This window comes from Streptomyces asoensis (assembly GCF_013085465.1).
Classification (GTDB): Bacteria; Actinomycetota; Actinomycetes; order Streptomycetales; family Streptomycetaceae; genus Streptomyces; species Streptomyces cacaoi_A.
This window is the reverse complement of sequence record NZ_CP049838.1, coordinates 1292963-1315770: the sequence shown is the minus strand read 5'-3', so window position 1 is coordinate 1315770 and position 22808 is coordinate 1292963. Positions and strand designations below refer to the sequence as shown.

4 protein-coding genes are annotated in these 22808 nt (G+C 68.6%); all 4 read left to right on the top strand.

The window, feature by feature from the left end; genetic code table 11:
• The first annotated feature begins 19 nt into the window (after positions 1-19).
• The 4 genes from G9272_RS05975 to G9272_RS05960 are packed head-to-tail and all read left to right on the top strand — an operon-like array spanning position 20 to position 22807.
• On the top strand, positions 20-10426 hold the full coding sequence (locus G9272_RS05975; RefSeq protein ID WP_437184360.1) for an SDR family NAD(P)-dependent oxidoreductase: 10407 nt from the start codon (positions 20-22) through the stop codon (positions 10424-10426).
• A gap of 30 nt (positions 10427-10456) precedes the next feature.
• Positions 10457-20362 (top strand): type I polyketide synthase, encoded by a 9906-nt coding sequence (locus tag G9272_RS05970; RefSeq protein WP_171395549.1) that lies wholly within the window; start codon positions 10457-10459, stop codon positions 20360-20362.
• 4 nt (positions 20363-20366) lie between these two features.
• On the top strand, positions 20367-21149 hold the full coding sequence (locus tag G9272_RS05965; RefSeq protein ID WP_171395548.1) for an arylamine N-acetyltransferase family protein: 783 nt from the start codon (positions 20367-20369) through the stop codon (positions 21147-21149).
• Between the two features lie 17 nt (positions 21150-21166).
• On the top strand, positions 21167-22807 hold the full coding sequence (locus G9272_RS05960; RefSeq protein ID WP_171395547.1) for a bifunctional 3-(3-hydroxy-phenyl)propionate/3-hydroxycinnamic acid hydroxylase MhpA: 1641 nt from the start codon (positions 21167-21169) through the stop codon (positions 22805-22807).
• Position 22808 lies beyond the last annotated feature (1 nt).

Genomic DNA, 22808 nt, shown 5'->3' with positions numbered 1-22808 from the left:
GAGCACGAACGACGACAAGCTGCGTGACTACCTCAAGCGAGCCCTCGCCGATCTCAGCCAGGCGCGCAAGCGGCTGCGCGAGGTCGAATCCGAGAAGACGGACCCGATCGCGATCGTCTCCATGGGCTGCCGCCTCCCCGGCGGCGTGTCCTCACCCGCGGACCTGTGGGAACTGGTCGCAGGCGGAACCGACGGCATCTCGGCGTTCCCGACGGACCGCGGCTGGGAGGTGAACGGGTTGTTCGACCCCGACCCCGAGCGCCCCGGAAAGTCGTACGTCAAGGAGGGCGGCTTCGTCACCGACGCCGCTGAGTTCGACGCCGGCTTCTTCGGAATCAGCCCGCGTGAGGCGTTGGCGATGGATCCGCAGCAGCGGCTGCTGCTGGAGACCTCGTGGGAGGTCTTCGAGCGGGCGGGCATCGACCCGACCTCGCTGCGGGGCCGCAACGTGGGTGTCTTCGCCGGGACCAAGCCTCAGGACTACATCCCGAGCCTCGAGGGCGGGGAGTCCAGCACCGAGGGGTACGCCCTGACCGGCAGCGCCGGTGCGGTCACCTCCGGCCGTGTCTCGTACACGTTCGGCTTCGAGGGCCCCGCCGTCTCCATCGACACCGCCTGTTCCTCCGCGCTGGTCGCCATCCACCTGGCAGCGCAGGCGCTGCGCAGCGGCGAGTGCTCACTCGCGCTCGCCGGCGGTGTGTCCGTCATGGCCACGCCGGGCGCGTTCGTGGCCTTCTCGAGGCAGCGAGGCCTGGCATCCGACGCGCGCTGCAAGGCGTTCGCAGAGGGTGCGGACGGTACGTCGTGGGCGGAGGGTGTGGGTCTGCTGCTGTTGGAGCGTCTGTCGGACGCGCGGCGTAACGGTCATGAGGTGCTGGCTCTGGTGCGGGGCAGTGCGGTGAACCAGGACGGCGCGTCCAATGGTCTCACCGCACCCAACGGTCCCTCGCAGCGACGTGTCATCCGCCAGGCACTGACCAACTCCGGGTTGCTCGCCACGGACGTCGATGCGGTGGAGGCGCACGGTACGGGTACGTCGTTGGGTGATCCGATCGAGGCGCAGGCCCTGATCGCGACCTACGGGCAAGGGCGCCCGGCGGACCGGCCGTTGTGGCTCGGCTCGGTGAAGTCGAACATCGGTCACACCCAGGCGACCGCGGGTGTGGCGGGTGTGATCAAGATGGTGCAGGCGATGCGGCATGGTGTGCTGCCGAAGACGTTGCATGTGGATGCTCCGTCGTCGGAGGTGGACTGGTCGGCGGGTGCGGTGGAGTTGCTGACGGAGTCGCGGGAGTGGCCGGCAGTAGCGGACCGTCCTAGGCGCGCTGGTGTGTCGGCGTTCGGTATCAGTGGGACGAATGCGCATGTGATTTTGGAGGCTGTTGAGCCTGCGGGTCCGGTGGAGCGTGCGGTGGTGCCGGGTGGTGTGGTGCGTGATGGTGTGGTGCCGTTGGTGGTGTCGGGCAGGTCGCCGGAGGCGGTGCGTGCTCAGGCGGTGCGGCTGGCTGAGTTCCTTGACCGGGAGCGTGAACTGAGCCTTACGGACGCCGCGTATTCGCTGGCGACGGCGCGTGCTCGTTTCGATCATCGTGCGGTGGTGGTGGCGGGTTCGGTGGAGGAGGCGCGGGTGGGGCTCGCGTCGGTACGGTCGGAAACAGTGGTTGCGGGTCGTCTGGGTGTGTTGTTCACGGGTCAGGGTGCGCAGCGGGCCGGGATGGGACGTGAACTGTATGAAGTGTTCCCGGTGTTCGCGGATGCCTTTGACGAGGTGTGCGCGGCAGTGGACAAGAGTCTGGGCCGTTCGCTGAAGGATCTGGTCTTCGGTGATGAGGCGGCGCTTTTGGACGAGACGCGGTATGCGCAGCCGGCTCTGTTCGCCGTCGAGGTGGCGCTCTTTCGCCTTGTACGGTCCTGGGGTGTGCGTCCCCACTATGTGGCGGGTCATTCGATTGGTGAGGTGACGGCTGCGTATGTGGCGGGTGTGTGGTCGTTGGAGGATGCGGCGGCTTTGGTGGTGGCGCGGGGCAGGTTGATGCAGGCGTTGCCGTCGGGTGGGGTGATGTTCGCGGTCGAGGCGGCGGAGGGCGAGGTCACGCCCCTGCTTGGTGACGGTGTGAGTGTCGCTGCGATCAACGGTGCGACGTCGTTGGTGCTGTCGGGTGCGGAGGATGCGGTAGCGGCGGTGGTGGCCCGGTTCGAGGGCCGTCGAATCAAGCGGTTGCGTGTTTCGCATGCTTTTCATTCGTCGTTGATGGATCCGATGCTGGAGGAGTTCCGTCGGGTTGTGGCGGGGCTGACGTATCACGAGCCTGCGGTGCCGGTGGTGTCGAATCTGACGGGTGAGGTGGCGGACGCGGGTCGGTTGTGTTCGCCGGAGTACTGGGTGGAGCATGTGCGTGGCACGGTCCGTTTCCACGACGGTGTGCAGACGTTACGGGAGCAGAAGGTCTCCACGTTTGTGGAGTTGGGTCCTGATGGTGTGCTGTCGGGGATGGTGGCGCAGGACTGTGTCCCGTCGCTGCGGCGGGGCATGCCGGAGGACCGTGCGCTGCTCGTCACCCTCGGGCAGTTGCACTCGCGTGGTGTCGATGTCGACTGGGAGAAGGTGTTCGCCGGTACCGGTGCCCGCCGTGTGGACCTGCCCACGTACGCCTTCCAGCGCCAGCGCTACTGGCTGAACCCGTCGGTGTCCGGCGGGGATCCAGCCCTGGCCACCGGACATCCGCTGCTCGACATCGTGGTGGGTGTGCCCGAGACGGGTGGAGTTGTCGCCACTGGCCGGCTGTCGCTGGCAGCACAGCCATGGTTGGCGGACCACGCCGTGTCCGGCAGGGTCCTGCTGCCGGGTGCTGCTCTGGTGGAGTTGGCAATTCGTGCGGGCGACGAGGTTGGTGCGGATGTGCTGCGGGAGCTGGTGATCGAGGCTCCGCTGGTGGTTCCCGATGAGGGCGCGGTACGGGTGCAGGTCTCGGTCGGTGAGGACAGCGGCAGCGGAGTCCGGTCGGTCGCGGTGTACTCGCGGGCTGATGACGCCGATGCGGATTCCGCCTGGGTACGTCATGCGAGTGGGCAGCTGGGCGGGAATGTGCCCGCGGCCGGTGCGGGGTTGGGTGTGTGGCCGCCGGAGGGTGCGGTGGCCGTGGATGTGTCGCACCTGTACGCAGAGCTGGGCGCCCGCGGTTACGGCTATGGGCCGGTTTTTCAGGGGCTGCGTGCGGTGTGGCGGCGTAAGGACGAGGTGTTCGCGGAAGTCGCGTTGCCGTCGAGTGAGGTGGACTCGGTCGGCGGGTTCGGTCTGCACCCGGCGCTTCTGGATGCCGCGCTGCACGCCGGGGCTTTCTCCGGTGCGCGCGAGTCCGACGGGGACGGCCTGTTCCTGCCGTTCGCGTGGAGTGGTGTGTCCCTGCACGCTTCGGGTGCGTCGTCGTTGCGGGTCCGGCTGACGTCCACGGGGGCGGAGTCGCTGTCGCTCGACTTGGCCGATGGTGCGGGTGTTCCGGTTGCGTCGGTGGAGTCGCTCGTGCTGCGGGCGGTCACTGAGGAGCAGTTGCGGGTGTCGGGTGGCGGTGGTGGTGATGCGCTGTTCCGGGTGGAGTGGTCTCGTCTGCCGGTGCGTGATGATGCGGATGCCACGGCCGATGCGGAGGTCTTGGAGGTGCCGTCGGCTGCGCTGGATGCCGGGGCTGTCTGTGCGGTGACTGCTGGTGTTCTGTCTGCTGTGCAGTCGTTTCTTGTGTCGTCGGGTTCGGGGCGTTTGGTGGTGGTGACGCGGGGCGCGGTGGATGTTGCTGCGGGGGGCGGGTCTGGTGTGGTGGATCCGGTGGCGGCTGCGGTGTGGGGTCTGGTGCGTTCGGCGCAGGCGGAGAATCCCGGCCGGATGGTTCTGCTGGATGTGGGGGTGGGTGAACCGGTGCCTGCCGGCAAGGTGTTGGCGGGTGTGGTGGCTTTGGGTGAGCCGCAGGTTGCGGTGCGTTCGGGCGGGGTGTTCGTGCCGCGGCTGGTGCGGGCAGTCGTGCCGGGGTTTGTTGAGCCGGTGTTCCGTTCGGGTGGCACGGTGTTGGTGACGGGTGGGACGGGCACGCTGGGTGCTGTGGTGGCGCGGCATCTGGTTGCTGTGCATGGTGTGCGCAGTTTGGTGCTGACCAGTCGGCGGGGTCTGGAGGCGCCCGGGGCGCAGATGTTGAAGGCGGAGCTGGAGCAGGCCGGTGCCGTGGTGCGGGTGGCGGCGTGTGATGTGGCTGATCGTGATGCGCTGGCCGGGTTGCTGGCTGGTGTTCCTGTTGATGCTCCGTTGTCGGGTGTGGTGCATACCGCTGGTGTGCTGGATGACGGTGTGATCGCGGGGTTGACGGCGGAGCGTTTGGCGGGGGTGTTCCGTCCGAAGGTCGATGCGGTATTGACGCTGCATGAGGCGACCCAGGGCATGGACCTGGACGCGTTCGTCTTGTATTCCTCGGCCGCCGGTGTGCTGGGTGGTCCGGGGCAGGGCAACTACTCGGCTGCGAACGCGTTCCTGGATGCTTTCGCGCAGTGGCGCCGCGGGCAGGGTCTGCCTGCCGTGTCGCTGGCGTGGGGCCTGTGGGGTGCGTCGAGTGCGATGACGGGTTCGCTCGGGGAGTCCGACCAGGCCCGTATGAGCCGTGGTGGTATTCGTCCGTTGTCCGTCGATGAGGGCATGGCGCTCTTCGACGCCGGTCTCGGTGCCGACGAACCAGCGCTGGTACCCGTCAAGTTCGACTTCGCCGTCCTCACCGAGCAGGCGGCAACCGACCGGATGCCCTTCATGCTGCGGGGCCTGATCCGCAGGCCACGCCGAACCGCGGTCGCCGATACCGGCAGCACCATCGGCGACTCCTTGACCGGTTCTTTGGCGGCGCTCACGGTCGACGAGCAGAAGCGTCACCTTGTGGAGTTGGTGTCGGGTGAGGTTGCGGTGGTGTTGGGGCATGCGGGTGCGGGGAGTATCGGGGCCGGGCAGGCGTTCAACGATCTTGGTTTTGATTCGTTGACGGCGGTGGAGTTGCGGAACCGTTTGAATGCGGTGACGGGTCTGCGGTTGCCGGCGACGTTGATTTTTGATTATCCGTCGCCGGGTGTGCTGGCTGAGTTTTTGCGTGTGGAGTTGGTGGGCGAGGAGGCGGTGGCCGAGTCGGTGGCGGGCCGGGGGCTGTCTGCTGTTTCGGTGTCGGAGGATCCGATCGCGATTGTGGCGATGGGGTGCCGGCTGCCCGGTGGTGTGGCTTCGCCGGAGGATCTGTGGCGTCTGGTGGCCGAGGGGCGTGATGGTATCTCGGCGTTCCCGGAGGACCGGGGCTGGGATGTGGCGCGGTTGTTCGATCCTGATCCGGACGCGGTGGGTAGGTCGACGGTTCGCCATGGTGGGTTCTTGCATGATGCGGGGGAGTTCGATCCGGCGTTCTTCGGGGTCAGTCCGCGTGAGGCGTTGGCGATGGATCCGCAGCAGCGGTTGCTGCTGGAGACGTCGTGGGAGGTGCTGGAGCGGGCCGGTATTGATCCGACGTCGCTGAAGGGCAGCCGGACGGGCGTCTTCGCCGGCGCCATGTACCACGACTACAGCGAGGCGGTGGCCGCGGGCAGTCTGGCCTCCGGCCGTATCTCGTACGCTCTCGGGCTCGAGGGCCCTTCCGTGACGGTGGACACGGCGTGTTCGTCGTCGCTGGTGGCGATGCACTCCGCGATGCAGTCCCTGCGGAATGGTGAGTGCTCGCTCGCCCTGGCCGGAGGCGTGGCGGTGATGTCCACACCGATCGCGTTCGTGCAGTTCTCGCGGCAGCGGGGCCTTGCTGCGGATGGGCGGTGCAAGTCGTTCGCGGCGGGTGCGGACGGCACGTCATGGGCTGAGGGTGTGGGCCTGGTGCTGCTGGAGCGTCTGTCGGACGCCCGCCGTAACGGTCATGAGGTGCTGGCTCTGGTGCGGGGCAGTGCGGTGAACCAGGACGGTGCGTCGAACGGTCTGACCGCTCCGAACGGTCCGTCCCAGCAGCGTGTGATCCGACAGGCGTTGGCGAACGCCGGCCTGTCGGCGGCCGACGTGGATGCGGTGGAGGCGCACGGTACGGGTACGTCGCTGGGTGATCCGATCGAGGCGCAGGCGTTGATCGCGACGTACGGTCAGGAGCGGCCCGGGGTGGACCGGCCGTTGTGGCTGGGGTCGTTGAAGTCGAACATCGGTCATGCGCAGGCCGCTGCGGGTGTGGCGGGTGTGATCAAGATGGTGCAGGCGATGCGGCATGGTGTGCTGCCGAAGACGCTGCACGTGGACGAGCCGTCGCCGAAGGTGGACTGGTCGGCGGGTGCGGTGGAATTGCTGACGGAGCCGCAGCAGTGGCAGGCGGCTCACGGCCGCCCCCGCCGGGCCGCTGTCTCCTCCTTCGGTATCAGCGGCACCAATGCCCATCTCATCCTGGAAGCCGTCGAGAAGGACGCTCCCGAACCGACCGCGACGCGCGGGCTCGTACCCCTCGTCCTGTCGGGCAGAACGGCTGAGGCCGTGAGCGCGCAGGCCCGGCGTCTGGCCGGCCACCTGGAACTGCACCGTGAACTGAGCCTCACGGACGCCGCGTATTCGCTGGCGACGACGCGTGCTCGTTTCGATCATCGTGCGGTGGTGGTGGCGGGTTCGGTGGAGGAGGCGCGGGAGGGGCTCGCGTCGGTACGGCCGGAAACAGTGGTTGCGGGTCGTCTGGGTGTGTTGTTCACGGGCCAGGGTGCGCAGCGGGCCGGGATGGGACGTGAACTGTATGAAGTGTTCCCGGTGTTCGCGGATGCCTTTGACGAGGTGTGCGCGGCAGTGGACAAGAGTCTGGGCCGTTCGCTGAAGGATCTGGTCTTTGGTGATGAGGCGGCGCTGTTGGACGAGACGGGGTATGCGCAGCCGGCGCTGTTCGCGGTTGAGGTGGCGTTGTTCCGGCTGGTGGAGTCGTGGGGTGTGCGTCCCCATTATGTGGCGGGTCATTCGATTGGTGAGGTGACGGCTGCGTATGTGGCGGGTGTGTGGTCGTTGGAGGATGCGGCGGCTTTGGTGGTGGCGCGGGGCAGGTTGATGCAGGCGTTGCCGTCGGGTGGGGTGATGTTCGCGGTCGAGGCGGCGGAGGGCGAGGTCACGCCCCTGCTTGGTGACGGTGTGAGTGTCGCTGCGATCAATGGTGCGACGTCGTTGGTGCTGTCGGGTGCGGAGGATGCGGTTGCGGCGGTGGTGGCGCGTTTCGAGGGCCGTCGAATCAAGCGGTTGCGGGTCTCGCATGCTTTTCATTCGTCGTTGATGGATCCGATGCTGGAGGAGTTCCGTCGGGTTGTGGCGGGGCTGACGTATCACGAGCCTGCGGTGCCGGTGGTGTCGAATCTGACGGGTGAGGTGGCGGACGCGGGTCGGTTGTGTTCGCCGGAGTACTGGGTGGAGCATGTGCGTGGCACGGTCCGTTTCCACGACGGTGTCCAGACGCTACGCAGCCAGAAGGTCTCCACGTTTGTGGAGTTGGGTCCTGATGGTGTGCTGTCGGGGATGGTGGCGCAGGACTGTGTCCCGTCGCTGCGGCGGGACATGCCGGAGGACCGTGCGCTGCTCGTCACCCTCGGGCAGTTGCACTCGCGTGGTGTCGATGTCGACTGGGAGAAGGTGTTCGCCGGTACCGGTGCCCGGCGTGTGGACCTGCCCACGTACGCCTTCCAGCGCCAGCGCTACTGGCTGAACTCGAACGTGTCGGTCGGTGATCCCGCGTTCGCGGTGGAGCATGCGCTGCTCGACTCGGTGATCAGTGTTCCCGACACCGGTGGTGTGGTTGCCACCGGCCGGTTGTCGCTGGCCGCGCAGCCGTGGCTGGCGGACCACGCCGTGTCCGGCACGGTCCTGCTGCCGGGTGCTGCTCTTGTGGAACTCGCTGTCCGTGCCGGGGACGAGGTGGGTGCTCGGTCCCTGCGTGAGTTGATTATCGAAGCCCCGCTGGTGATCCCCGACAGGGGCGCGGTGCGTATCCAGGTCTCGGTCGGTGAGGACAGCGGCAGCGGAGTCCGGTCGGTCGCGGTGTACTCGCGGGCTGATGACGCCGATGCGGATTCCGCCTGGGTACGTCATGCGAGTGGGCAGCTGGGCGGGAATGTGCCCGCGGCCGGTGCGGGGTTGGGTGTGTGGCCGCCGGAGGGTGCGGTGGCCGTGGATGTGTCGCACCTGTATGAGGGGTTGGCCGACCGTGGATATGGCTATGGGCCGGCGTTCCAGGGATTGCGTGCGGTGTGGCGCCGGGACGACGAGGTGTTCGCCGAGGTCGCGTTGCCGTCGGGAGAAGTGGACGCGGCTGCCGGGTTCGGTCTGCACCCGGCGCTGTTGGACGCCGCGCTGCATGCTGGAGCCTTCGCGGAGCCGCATGGTTCAGATGACGAGGGCGAAGGCGTACGACTGCCGTTCGCGTGGAGTGGTGTGTCCCTGCACGCTTCGGGTGCGTCGTCGTTGCGGGTCCGGCTGACGTCCACGGGGGCGGAGTCGCTGTCGCTCGACTTGGCCGATGGTGCGGGTGTTCCGGTTGCGTCGGTGGAGTCGCTCGTGGTGCGGGGGGTCACTGAGGAGCAGTTGCGGGTGTCGGGTGGCGGTGGTGGTGATGCGCTGTTCCGGGTGGAGTGGTCTCGTCTGCCGGTGCGTGATGATGCGGATGCCACGGCCGATGCGGAGGTCTTGGAGGTGCCGTCGGCTGCGCTGGATGCCGGGGCTGTCTGTGCGGTGACTGCTGGTGTTCTGTCTGCTGTGCAGTCGTTTCTTGTGTCGTCGGGTTCGGGGCGTTTGGTGGTGGTGACGCGGGGCGCGGTGGATGTTGCTGCGGGGGGCGGGTCTGGTGTGGTGGATCCGGTGGCGGCTGCGGTGTGGGGTCTGGTGCGTTCGGCGCAGGCGGAGAATCCCGGCCGGATGGTTCTGCTGGATGTGGGGGTGGGTGAACCGGTGCCTGCCGGCAAGGTGTTGGCGGGTGTGGTGGCTTTGGGTGAGCCGCAGGTTGCGGTGCGTTCGGGCGGGGTGTTCGTGCCGCGGTTGTCACGCGTCGTGTCCCCGTCGTCGGCTGAGCCGGTGTTCCGTTCGGGTGGCACGGTGTTGGTGACGGGTGGGACGGGCACGCTGGGTGCTGTGGTGGCGCGGCATCTGGTTGCTGTGCATGGTGTGCGCAGTTTGGTGCTGACCAGTCGGCGGGGTCTGGAGGCGCCCGGGGCGCAGATGTTGAAGGCGGAGCTGGAGCAGGCCGGTGCCGTGGTGCGGGTGGCGGCGTGTGATGTGGCTGATCGTGATGCGCTGGCCGGGCTGTTGAATGACATGCTTGCCGATGCTCCGTTGTCGGGTGTGGTGCATACCGCTGGTGTGCTGGATGACGGTGTGATCGCGGGGTTGACGGCGGAGCGTTTGGCGGGGGTGTTCCGTCCGAAGGTCGATGCGGTATTGACGCTGCATGAGGCGACCCAGGGCATGGACCTGGACGCGTTCGTCTTGTATTCCTCGGCCGCCGGTGTGCTGGGTGGTCCGGGGCAGGGCAACTACTCGGCTGCGAACGCGTTCCTGGATGCTTTCGCGCAGTGGCGCCGCGGGCAGGGTCTGCCCGCCGTGTCACTGGCGTGGGGCCTGTGGGGCGACACAGGCGGCATGGCGGGTGCCCTCGACGAGACGGACCAGGCACGCATGCGGCGCAGCGGTGTCAGGCCGTTGTCCGTCGATGAGGGCATGGCGCTCTTCGACGCCGGTCTCGGTGCCGACGAACCAGCGCTGGTACCGGTCAAGTTCGACCTCACGGCGCTGGCCGCACAAGTGGGGGTCGGCCAACTGGCGACCATGTTGCAGGGATTGGTGCGCCGACCCCGGCGTACCGCCGCTGCTGGCGGACCTGTCCCCGCCGACACCCTCTCGGACCGGCTGGCAGGGCTCCCGGAGGAGGAGCAGACGGAGAGGCTGCTGGACCTGGTCCGCGACGAAGTCGCCGTCGTGCTCGGGCACGCCGACGCCGGAAACATCATCCCGGGGCAGGCGTTCAGCGAGTTGGGCTTCGACTCGCTCACCGCGGTCGAGCTGCGCAACCGGCTGGCGGGGGTGACGGGCATCCCGCTGCCGGCCACGCTGATCTTCGACTACCCGTCACCCGCCGCGATCACCGAGCTCCTGCGTGCGGAGCTGGTCCCCGACGCCGCGACGGGAACGGTGCAACTCGCCGACGTGGACGAGGCCGGACTGCGCAAGGCCCTCGCCTCTGTACCCCTCGCACGGCTCGAGGAACTGGGTGTGCTGGGGCAGTTGCTGCGTCTCGTGGCCGCCCCCGGTGCCGCGGACTCCGGCGCGGCCACTTCCGCCTCCTCGGAGACACGGCAGAACGCCGCGCACATGATCGCCGACATGGACGTCGCCGACCTCATCGAACGCGCGATGGGCAACACCACCAACTGAGCCCGTCGCGGCCTACGGAGGAACTCAAGAATGTCTGTTTCCGAGGACAAGCTTGTCGCGGCACTGCGCGCCTCGCTCGTGGAGAACGAGCAGCTCAAGGAGGAGCGCGACCGGGTCCTTGCGGCCTCGTCCGAACCGATCGCGATCGTGTCGGCCGCGTGCCGACTGCCCGGCGGTGTCCTCTCACCGGAGGACCTGTGGCGTCTCGTGACCGAGGAACGTGACGGCATCACACCGTTTCCGGAGGACCGGGGCTGGGACGTCGACGGAATCTACGACCCCACCCCCGGTCTGGCCGACAAGTCCTACGTTCGGGAGGGCGGCTTCCTTCACGATGCGGGGGAGTTCGACCCGGCGTTCTTCGGAATCAGTCCGCGTGAGGCGTTGGCGATGGATCCGCAGCAGCGGCTGCTGCTGGAGACGTCGTGGGAAGTGCTGGAGCGCGCCGGTATTGATCCGACGTCGCTGAAGGGCAGCCGGACGGGTGTCTTCGCCGGCTTGATGTACCACGACTACGAAGCGGCCGTGGCCGCCGGAAGCATCGTCTCGGGCCGGGTGGCGTACACCTTCGGGTTCGAAGGACCCGCTGTGACGGTGGACACGGCGTGTTCGTCGTCGCTGGTGGCGATGCACTCGGCAATCCAGGCGCTGCGGAACGGTGAGTGTTTGCTCGCCCTGGCCGGCGGTGTGGCCGTGATGGCCCGGCCCGGCAGTTTCATCGAGTTCTCGCGCCAGCAGGGTCTGGCGCCGGATGGGCGGTGCAAGTCGTTCGCGGCGGGTGCGGACGGTACGGCGTGGGCCGAGGGCGTCGGAGTCGTCCTGCTGGAGCGTCTGTCGGACGCGCGGCGTAACGGCCATGAGGTGCTGGCTCTGGTGCGGGGCAGTGCGGTGAACCAGGACGGTGCGTCGAACGGTCTGACCGCTCCGAACGGACCCTCCCAGCAGCGGGTGATCCGGCAGGCGTTGGCGAACGCCGGCCTGTCGGCGGCCGACGTGGATGCGGTGGAGGCGCATGGTACGGGTACGTCGTTGGGTGATCCGATCGAGGCGCAGGCGTTGATCGCGACGTACGGTCAGGAGCGGCCCGGGGTGGACCGGCCGTTGTGGCTGGGGTCGTTGAAGTCGAACATCGGTCATGCGCAGGCCGCTGCGGGTGTGGCGGGTGTGATCAAGATGGTGCAGGCGATGCGGCATGGTGTGCTGCCGAAGACGCTGCACGTGGACGAGCCGTCGCCGAAGGTGGACTGGTCGGCGGGTGCGGTGGAATTGCTGACGGAGCCGCAGCAGTGGCAGGCGGTGCCGGACCGTCCGCGCCGCGCGGCGGTCTCCTCCTTCGGTATCAGCGGCACCAATGCCCATCTCATCCTGGAAGCCGTCGAGAAGGACGCTCCCGAACCGACCGCGACGCGCGGGCTCGTACCCCTCGTCCTGTCGGGCAGAACGGCTGAGGCCGTGAGCGCGCAGGCCCGGCGTCTGGCCGGCCACCTGGAACTGCACCGTGAACTGAGCCTCACGGACGCCGCGTATTCGCTGGCGACGACGCGTGCTCGTTTCGATCATCGTGCGGTGGTGGTGGCGGGTTCGGTGGAGGAGGCGCGGGAGGGGCTCGCGTCGGTACGGCCGGAAACAGTGGTTGCGGGTCGTCTGGGTGTGTTGTTCACGGGCCAGGGTGCGCAGCGGGCCGGGATGGGACGTGAACTGTATGAAGTGTTCCCGGTGTTCGCGGATGCCTTTGACGAGGTGTGCGCGGCAGTGGACAAGAGTCTGGGCCGTTCGCTGAAGGATCTGGTCTTTGGTGATGAGGCGGCGCTGTTGGACGAGACGGGGTATGCGCAGCCGGCGCTGTTCGCGGTTGAGGTGGCGTTGTTCCGGCTGGTGGAGTCGTGGGGTGTGCGTCCCCATTATGTGGCGGGTCATTCGATTGGTGAGGTGACGGCTGCGTATGTGGCGGGTGTGTGGTCGTTGGAGGATGCGGCGGCTTTGGTGGTGGCGCGGGGCAGGTTGATGCAGGCGTTGCCGTCGGGTGGGGTGATGTTCGCGGTCGAGGCGGCGGAGGGCGAGGTCACGCCCCTGCTTGGTGACGGTGTGAGTGTCGCTGCGATCAATGGTGCGACGTCGTTGGTGCTGTCGGGTGCGGAGGATGCGGTTGCGGCGGTGGTGGCGCGTTTCGAGGGCCGTCGAATCAAGCGGTTGCGGGTCTCGCATGCTTTTCATTCGTCGTTGATGGATCCGATGCTGGAGGAGTTCCGTCGGGTTGTGGCGGGGCTGACGTATCACGAGCCTGCGGTGCCGGTGGTGTCGAATCTGACGGGTGAGGTGGCGGACGCGGGTCGGTTGTGTTCGCCGGAGTACTGGGTGGAGCATGTGCGTGGCACGGTCCGTTTCCACGACGGTGTCCAGACGCTACGCAGCCAGAAGGTCTCCACGTTTGTGGAGTTGGGTCCTGATGGTGTGCTGTCGGGGATGGTGGCGCAGGACTGTGTCCCGTCGCTGCGGCGGGACATGCCGGAGGACCGTGCGCTGCTCGTCACCCTCGGGCAGTTGCACTCGCGTGGTGTCGATGTCGACTGGGAGAAGGTGTTCGCCGGTACCGGTGCCCGGCGTGTGGACCTGCCCACGTACGCCTTCCAGCGCCAGCGCTACTGGCTGAACTCGAACGTGTCGGTCGGTGATCCCGCGTTCGCGGTGGAGCATGCGCTGCTCGACTCGGTGATCAGTGTTCCCGACACCGGTGGTGTGGTTGCCACCGGCCGGTTGTCGCTGGCCGCGCAGCCGTGGCTGGCGGACCACGCCGTGTCCGGCACGGTCCTGCTGCCGGGTGCTGCTCTTGTGGAACTCGCTGTCCGTGCCGGGGACGAGGTGGGTGCTCGGTCCCTGCGTGAGTTGATCATCGAAGCCCCGCTGGTGATCCCCGACAGGGGCGCGGTGCGTATCCAGGTCTCGGTCGGTGAGGACAGCGGCAGCGGAGTCCGGTCGGTCGCGGTGTACTCGCGGCCCGACGACACCGAGGCCGGCAGTCCGTGGGTGCGTCACGCGAGTGGCCAGCTCGACGACGACGCACCGGCCCTCGACGTCGCCTTCGGGGTCTGGCCCCCCGAGGGTGCGCAACCCGTCGACCTGACCGGCTTCTACGCGGACCAGGCGAGCGCCGGATACGCGTACGGGCCGCTGTTCCAGGGCCTCAGCACGCTGTGGACCCTCGGAGAGGAGATCTACGCCGAGGTCGCGCTCCCGGTGGACGATGCCGAGGCGGCGGCCGGGTTCGGCCTGCATCCCGCACTTCTCGACGCGGTCCTGCATTGTGGCGCCTTCACCGAGCGGAAGGCCGAGGAGGGCAAGCTCATCCTGCCGTTCGCGTGGAACGGCATGACTCTGCACGCCTCTGGCGCCACCAGCCTGCGGGTGCGCATGACGCCCACCGGACCTGAATCGGTGGCGCTGGAACTCGCCGACGGCGAGGGCGCCCCCGTCGCGTCGGTCGAGTCGCTCGTGCTGCGCGCGGTCGACGACGAGCAGGTCAAAGCCGCCGGGCGGACCGGTCCCGCTGCGGACGCCCTGTTCGCTGTCGAGTGGACCGCGGTGCCGACCGGAGCGACAGCCGGCACCACTGCCGGGGTTGTCTCGCACCCGGTCTCCATGGCCCTGGACGTCGAGGAACTGGTGCGGTCCGGCGCGTCGATGCCGGACGTGCTGATCGTCGACGCCGTCGACGGTGTCGTCAGCCCCGAACGGGTCCGCGGCCTCGTCGCCCGTGTCCTCGGCATCCTTCAGACATTCCTTGCCGCACCGGAACTCGAGTCGACCCGCCTGCTCGTCGTAACGCGCTGCGCGGTCGGGGTCTCCGGCGACCTCGAAGTGACCGACCCGGCGGGCGCCGCAGTCTGGGGCCTGATACGCGCTGCGCAGGCCGAAAACCCGGACCGCGTCCTGCTGATGGACGTGGACGAAGTCCAGGCGTCCCGGCCGGCCCTGGCGGGTGTACTGGCCACCGGGGAGGCTCAGGTGGCGGTGCGCGCCGACGTCGTCCACACGCCCCGGCTGGTGCGGGCCGCGGCCGACTCCGTTACCGGCCCTGTACTAAATCCCACGGGGACCGTACTCGTCACCGGCGGCACCGGAACGCTGGGCGGCCTGGTCGCCCGGCATCTCGTCGCCGCACACGGCGTACGACACCTGCTGCTGACCAGCCGTCGCGGACCGGAGGCTCCCGGCGCCGAGGAACTGACGGCCGAACTGGAGGCGGCCGGAGCGAGCGTCACCGTGGTGGCGTGCGACATGTCGAAGCGCAGGGCGGTGAAGAAGCTTCTCGCAGCGGTCTCGCCCGACGCGCCGCTGACCGGCGTCGTGCACGCGGCGGGAGTCCTCGACGACGGTGTGATCGCGAGCCTGACGCAGGAGCGGATCGGCGCCGTCTTCCGGCCCAAGGTCGATGCCGCGCTGACGCTGCACGAGCTGACACGCGACATGAATCTCTCGGCGTTCGTCCTGTTCTCCTCGGCCGCCGGTGTGCTCGGTGGTCCGGGGCAGGGCAACTACTCGGCGGCGAACGCGTTCCTGGATGCCTTCGCCCAGTGGCGCCGGGCGCAGGGTCTGCCCGCCGTCTCCCTGGCCTGGGGCCTCTGGGCCGAGTCCGGCGGAATGATCGCGACGATGAGCGAGTCGGACCAGGCCCGTATGGGCCGGGGCGGAGTGCTCCCGCTGGCCACCGAGGACGGCATGGCCCTGCTCGACACGGCCCTCTCCGGCGAGGCCTCCATGCTCGTTCCGGTGAAGTTCGACTTCGCCGCCCTGACGGAGCAGGCACGGGCTGGGCAGCTGCCGCCAATGCTGCGCGGGCTGGTCCGCCGGCCGCGCCGCACGGCGCGCACCGCGGCCGCAGACACCGGGTCGGCCACTGGTGACACCTTGGCGGATCGCCTCGCGACGCTGACCCATGAGGCACAGCAACGTCACCTTGTGGAGTTGGTGTCGGGTGAGGTTGCGGTGGTGTTGGGGCATGCGGGTGCGGGGAGTATCGGTGCGGGGCAGGCGTTCAACGATCTTGGTTTTGATTCGTTGACGGCGGTGGAGTTGCGGAACCGTTTGAATGCGGTGACGGGTCTTCGGTTGCCGGCGACGTTGATTTTTGATTATCCGTCGCCGGGTGTGCTGGCTGAGTTTTTGCGTGTGGAGTTGGTGGGCGAGGAGGCGGTGGCCGCTGAGTCGGTGGCGGGCCGGGGGCTGTCTGCTGTTTCGGTGTCGGAGGATCCGATCGCGATTGTGGCGATGGGGTGCCGGCTGCCTGGTGGTGTGGCTTCGCCGGAGGATCTGTGGCGTCTGGTGGCCGAGGGGCGTGATGGTATCTCGGCGTTCCCGGAGGACCGGGGCTGGGATGTGGCGCGGTTGTTCGATCCTGATCCGGACGCGGTGGGTAGGTCGACGGTTCGCCATGGTGGGTTCTTGCATGATGCGGGGGAGTTCGATCCGGGGTTCTTCGGGGTCAGTCCGCGTGAGGCGTTGGCGATGGATCCGCAGCAGCGGTTGCTGCTGGAGACGTCGTGGGAGGTGCTGGAGCGGGCCGGTATTGATCCGACGTCGCTGAAGGGCAGCCGGACGGGCGTCTTCGCCGGCGCCATGTACCACGACTACGCCACCAACCTCACGCGCGTACCGGAGGAACTGGAGGGCTTCCTCGGCAACGGCAACGCGGGCAGCTTCATTTCCGGTCGGGTGGCGTACACCTTCGGGTTCGAGGGTCCGGCGGTGACGGTGGACACGGCGTGTTCGTCGTCGCTGGTGGCGATGCACTCGGCCATGCAGGCGCTGCGGAATGGTGAGTGCTCGCTCGCCCTGGCCGGCGGTGTGGCCGTGATGTCCACGCCCGGCAGTTTCATCGAGTTCTCGCGCCAGCGGGGCCTTGCTGCGGATGGGCGGTGCAAGTCGTTCGCGGCGGGTGCGGACGGCACGTCATGGGCTGAGGGTGTGGGCCTGGTGCTGTTGGAGCGTCTGTCGGACGCGCGGCGTAACGGCCATGAGGTGCTGGCTCTGGTGCGGGGCAGTGCGGTGAACCAGGACGGTGCGTCCAACGGCATCACCGCTCCGAACGGACCCTCCCAACAGCGGGTGATCCGGCAGGCGTTGGCGAACGCCGGCCTGTCGGCGGCCGACGTGGATGCGGTGGAGGCGCACGGTACGGGCACCTCGCTCGGTGATCCGATCGAGGCGCAGGCGTTGATCGCGACGTACGGTCAGGAGCGGCCCGGGGTGGACCGGCCGTTGTGGCTGGGGTCGTTGAAGTCGAACATCGGTCATGCGCAGGCCGCTGCGGGTGTGGCGGGTGTGATCAAGATGGTGCAGGCGATGCGGCACGGTGTGCTGCCGAAGACGCTGCACGTGGACGAGCCGTCGCCGAAGGTGGACTGGTCGGCCGGCGCGGTGGAATTGCTGACCGAGTCGCAGCAGTGGCAGGCGGTGCCGGACAGTCCGCGCCGCGCGGCGGTCTCCTCCTTCGGCCTGAGCGGGACGAATGCGCATGTGATTTTGGAGGCTGTTGAGCCTGCGGGTCCGGTGGAGCGTGCGGTGGTGCCGGGTGGTGTGGTGCGTGATGGTGTGGTGCCGTTGGTGGTGTCGGGCAGGTCGCCGGAGGCGGTGCGTGCTCAGGCGGTGCGGCTGGCTGAGTTCCTTGACCGGGAGCGTGAACTGAGCCTCACGGACGCCGCGTATTCGCTGGCGACGACGCGTGCTCGTTTCGATCATCGTGCGGTGGTGGTGGCGGGTTCGGTGGACGAGGCGCGGGAGGGGCTCGCGTCGGTACGGCCGGAAACAGTGGTTGCGGGTCGTCTGGGTGTGTTGTTCACGGGTCAGGGTGCGCAGCGGGCCGGGATGGGACGTGAACTGTATGAAGTGTTCCCGGTGTTCGCGGATGCGTTCAATGAGGTGTGCGCCGTTGTCGACGAGGGTCTGGGCCGTTCGCTGAAGGATCTGGTCTTCGAGGGCGGGGACCTGTTGGACGAGACGCGGTATGCGCAGCCGGCTCTGTTCGCCGTCGAGGTGGCGCTCTTTCGCCTTGTACGGTCCTGGGGTGTGCGTCCCCATTATGTGGCGGGTCATTCGATTGGTGAGGTGACGGCTGCGTATGTGGCGGGTGTGTGGTCGTTGGAGGATGCGGCGGCTTTGGTGGTGGCGCGGGGCAGGTTGATGCAGGCGTTGCCGTCGGGTGGGGTGATGTTCGCGGTCGAGGCGGCGGAGGGCGAGGTCACGCCGTTGCTGACCGAGGGTGTGAGTGTTGCCGCGATCAACGGTGCGACGTCGTTGGTGCTGTCGGGTGCGGAGGATGCGGTTGCGGCGGTGGTGGCCCGGTTCGAGGGCCGTCGAATCAAGCGGTTGCGTGTTTCGCATGCTTTTCATTCGTCGTTGATGGATCCGATGCTGGAGGAGTTCCGTCGGGTTGTGGCGGGGCTGACGTACAACGAGCCTGTGCTGCCGGTGGTGTCGAATCTGACGGGTGAGGTGGCGGACGCGGGTCGGTTGTGTTCGCCGGAGTACTGGGTGGAGCATGTGCGTGGCACGGTCCGTTTCCACGACGGTGTGCAGACGTTACGGGAGCAGAAGGTCTCCACGTTTGTGGAGTTGGGTCCTGACGGTGTGCTGTCGGGGATGGTGGCGCAGGACTGTGTCCCGTCGCTGCGGCGGGGCATGCCGGAGGACCGTGCGCTGCTGGTCGCTCTGGGGCAGTTGCACTCGCGTGGTGTCGATGTCGACTGGGAGAAGGTGTTCGCCGGTACCGGTGCCCGCCGTGTGGACCTGCCCACGTACGCCTTCCAGCGCCGGCGCTACTGGATCGAGGGCGACGAACCGGCCGTTTCCGAGAAGGTGGCCGATCCGGTCGACGCGGCGTTCTGGGACATCGTGGACAGCGGCGACGCGAACTCGCTGGCCCGGTCCCTGCGGCTCGATGCGTCCGCCCTGGACGGCGTGCTACCCGCCCTGTCCTCGTGGCGCCGCCGCCGCCGGGACCAGGCTGTGCTGGACGGCTGGCGGTACCGGATCGACTGGCGGCCGATAACCGACACACTGTTATCAGGTGCGGCCGTCGCCGACGGCACCTGGCTGATGCTGGTGCCCGCAGGGCAGGCCGACGCGATGGCGGAGGCCACGAGCGGCGCGCTAACCGCGCACGGTGGCCGCGTCGTACGGGTGGATGTGGACGGTGAGGACCGGAAGGGCCTGGCGGAACTCGTCCGGGTGGGTCTCGACACGGCGAGGCCGGTCGGGGTGGTGTCCCTGCTGCCACTGGACGAGCGGCCGGACGCCGGCCATCCCACACTGTCGCGGGGTACGGCCGCCACCGTCACCCTTGTCCAGTCACTCAAAGATCTGGACGTCACCGCCCCGCTGTGGTGCCTGACTTCCGGAGCCGTCGCGGTTCGGGAGGACAGGGAGGTGAGGAGTGAGACTCAGCCCATGATCTGGGGGCTCGGCACCGTATTGGCCCTCGACCACCCCAGGTCCTGGGGCGGGCTCGTCGATGTGGCCGCCAGGCCGGACGAGACGGCGCTGGGCCGGCTGGTCGCCGTGCTCTGCGGAGGGAACGGCGAGGATCAGGTGGCGATCCGGGCCACGGGCGCGTACGCGCGTCGTATGACCCGCGCCGAGTCCGCCGCTGCCGACGGCACGGTGTCCAGGGAACCCTGGACGCCACGCGGCACGGTCCTCGTCACCGGCGGAACCGGTGGCATCGGCGCACACGTGGCGCGATGGGCCGCGGGTCGGGGTGCCGAGCACCTGCTGCTGCTCAGTCGCCGCGGCCGGGCCGCCGAAGGGGCGGACGCGCTGGAGGCGGAGCTGACCGCACTCGGTGCCCGCGTCACCGTCGTGGCCTGCGACGTCACCGACCGGACCGCGCTCGGCGAGGTGATCGCGGCAGTTCCGTCCGACGTTCCCGTCTCCGCTGTCTTCCACACGGCAGGCGCCGCACAGGAACCCGTGCAACTCCCGGACAGTAGCGTCGCGGAGTTCGCCGAGGTGGGCCGGGCGAAGGTCACCGGTGCCGTGCACCTCGACGCCCTGCTCGCCGACCGTCCGCTGGACGCCTTCGTGGTGTTCTCCTCCGGCGCCGCTGTCTGGGGCGGTGCGGGGCAGGGCGGTTACGCCGCCGCCAACGCCTTCGTCGAAGGGCTCGCACATCGGCGGCGCGCCGAGGGCCGGGCGGCGACCGCTGTGGCCTGGGGCGCCTGGGCCGGCGGCGGCATGGTCGACGAGACCGTGGCCGAGGAGTTCGCGGAGGTCGGCATCGAGCTGATGCAACCTGAACTCGCGGTCGAGGCCCTGGGCCAGGCGATGGTGGGTGGCGAGGGGCACCTCGTGGTCGCGGGTATCGACTGGTCGCGGTTCACGCCGTCCTACACGGTGGCCAGGGAACGCCCGCTGCTGCGAGAACTGCCCGACGCCGCCGCTCTCACGGTCACCGGCACCGGCACCGGCAGCGGCAAGGATGCGAAGACGGGCGACGACGGCGAGGCGCTGCGGGCGCGGCTGTTGCGTCTGTCCCCGCAGGAGCGGCTGACGGTCCTCACCGACCTGGTGCTGGCGGAGGCCGGACAGGTGCTCGGTCACGCCGACGGCTCGACGGTGGTCGAGGACGGGCTCGCCTTCCTCGACATCGGCTTCGACTCGTTGACCGGTCTCGAACTGCGCAACCGCCTCAACCGGGTGTCAGGACTCGACCTGCCGCAGGGCCTGATCTTCGACTTCCCCACCGCGGGCATGATCGCCGAGCTGATGCTGGACACCCTTGAGCCCGAACTGACCGTCACACCGGAGACGGTCGCCGAGGAGATCGGCAAGTTGGAATCGGCACTGGCTCCGGCGCTGCACGACGACGCGTCGCGTACGCGAGCAGTCTCGCGGCTGCGTGAGCTGCTGGCCAAGTGGGACCACACGGAGAAGGGAAAGTAACCGGATGTTCGAGGTGGAGACCTACTTGCACCGTCTGGGGTTCACGGAGGTGCCCGAGCCCAGCTCCGAGACGCTTCGTGCACTGCACAAGAAGCACCTGATGTCGCTGGCCTACGACAGCAGTCACTTCATCAAGAGCTTCACCGGCTTCCGCAACGTCGTCGACATCGACATCGACGACACGTTCCGGGCGATCGTCGTCGAGGGCGCGGGCGGTGTGTGCCACGACCTGAGCGGCCTGTTCCGCAGGCTCCTGACCGAACTCGGCTACGACGTCTCGATCCTGGCCGCGTCACAGCGCTGGCCCAACGGGCAGTTCGGGCCGGACTTCGAGCACACCTTCACCTGTGTGCGGCTGGACGGGGAGACCTGGCTTGTCGACGTGGGTTTCGCCGGACCGTCGTATCTGGAACCGCTGCGGATGACCGACGAGGTGCAGCACCAGTTCGGCTGCTCCTATCGGCTCACGGTGGACGGCACCTACCACGTGCTGGAACGCAGGGCCGCCACCGGCGACTGGCGGTCGGTGTACCGGTTCGAGTTGAAAGCCCGCGCCGTCTCCGACTGGGACGGTCCGCGGGACTCCGCCGCCGAGCAGATCGTGAAGGACTCGCTGTTCGCCGGGACCGTGCTGCGCGGCCGTGCCACCGAAAACGGGCAGCTCGTCCTCACCGGCAGGCGGCTGCTGAGGGTGGAGAACGGTCACGAAACGATCCGCACCCTGATCGACAAGGCCGAGTTCGAGCGCGTGGCGAAGGACATCCTCGTCGGCACAGGCAACGGCTGAGGCGGGACCGGACGGAGATGACAGTGGAGACGCAGACGGCCGGCGCCGGGACCGAGACGGACGCCGTCACCGACACGGACGTGGCCGTCGTCGGCTACGGCCCGGTGGGGCAGGTGCTGGCGATCCTGCTGGCCCGGCGCGGCTGGCGGGTCACGGTCGTGGAGCGCTGGTCCCAGCCGTACCCCATGCCGCGGGCCGTCGGCTTCGACGACGAGGCTGCCCGTATCCTGGCGGCCGCCGGCATCGGGCCCTTCCTCGACAAGTTCGGGGAGAACTCACGGGACTACGCCTGGCGCAACGCCGCCGGCGACACCCTGCTGCACATGGAGAGCGCCGCGAACGGCCACTGCGGCTGGCCGCAAGCGACCGCCATGTACCAGCCGGGACTGGAGGCCACGCTCATCGAGCGGGGCACCGACTTCCCGAACTTGCGGGTCGTCCGCGGACAGGAGGTCGTCGAACTCGACGACCGCGGCGACCTGGTCGAGGTGATCTCCGAGGACGCCGACGAGCAGGAACACACCTTCACCGCGCGGTACGTCGTCGGGTGCGACGGGGCCAACAGCTTCGTCCGGGAGTCCATGGAGAGTTCTCTCACCGACCTCGGGTTCTTCTACGACTGGCTGATCTGTGACGTCGTACTGGACGAGCCGCGCGACTTCCGTCCCAACAACCTACAGATCTGCGACCCGCAGCGGCCCCGGACCGCCGTGTCGGCCGGCCCTGGGCACCGCCGCTTCGAGTTCATGCGGCTGCCGGGCGAGAACATCGAGGAGCTGAAGCGCGACGACACCCTGTGGCGCATGCTGGAGATGTTCTCCGTCCACCCGGACAACGCGACACTCGAACGGCACGCCGTCTACACCTTTCAGGCCCGCTGGGCGGGGGAGTGGCGCAAGGGCCGGCTGCTGATAGCGGGGGACGCCGCACACCTCATGCCGCCCTTCGCGGGGCAGGGCATGTGCTCGGGCTTCCGGGACGTGGCCAACCTTTCGTGGAAGCTCGACCTGGCACTGCGCGGTCTCGCCGACGACTCCGTGCTCGACACCTACACCGTCGAGCGCCGGGCGCACGTCCAGAACGCCGTCACCACGTCCGTGAAACTCGGCAAGGTCATCTGCGTGACCGATCCCGCAGCCGCCGCCGACCGGGACGCGATCATGCTGGCCGCCCGCGACCGCGAGGGCGCCGCCGCGCTGCCGATGTCGACCGTGATCCCCTTCGACGAAGGCCTGTTCCAACTGACCGGCGACGGCACGCCACTGAGGCCGGCCGGCACCCTGTTCCCGCAGGCCAGGGTGGCGGACGCCGAAGGGGAAGGACTGTTCGACGAGATCGTCGGCCTGGGCTTCGTACTGCTCGCCGTCAGCGATCCGGCGATGCTGCTCGACGACCGGCGGCGCGCCTTCCTCGACGGTCTCGGCACGCGCTGCGCGCACGTCCTGCCCGCGGACACGGAACCGGGGAAGTCCGGTCCCGGCGCCGTGGTCGACATCGAGGGCCGCTATCTGCCGTACCTGGCCGAGAACGGTGCGACGGCCGTGCTGGTGCGCCCCGACTTCACCGTCTTCGGCGCGGCGAACGGACCCGAGGAACTGCGCGAACTGGTGGACCAACTCGCCCACCGGCTGGGGACACCGCTCCCGGCTGCCGACTGAG

Coding starts and splice junctions, on each gene's coding strand:
- G9272_RS05960 (WP_171395547.1), top strand. CDS start 21,167: ATGACAGTGGAGACGCAGACGGCCGGCGCCGGGACCGAGACGGACGCC.
- G9272_RS05965 (WP_171395548.1), top strand. CDS start 20,367: ATGTTCGAGGTGGAGACCTACTTGCACCGTCTGGGGTTCACGGAGGTG.
- G9272_RS05970 (WP_171395549.1), top strand. CDS start 10,457: ATGTCTGTTTCCGAGGACAAGCTTGTCGCGGCACTGCGCGCCTCGCTC.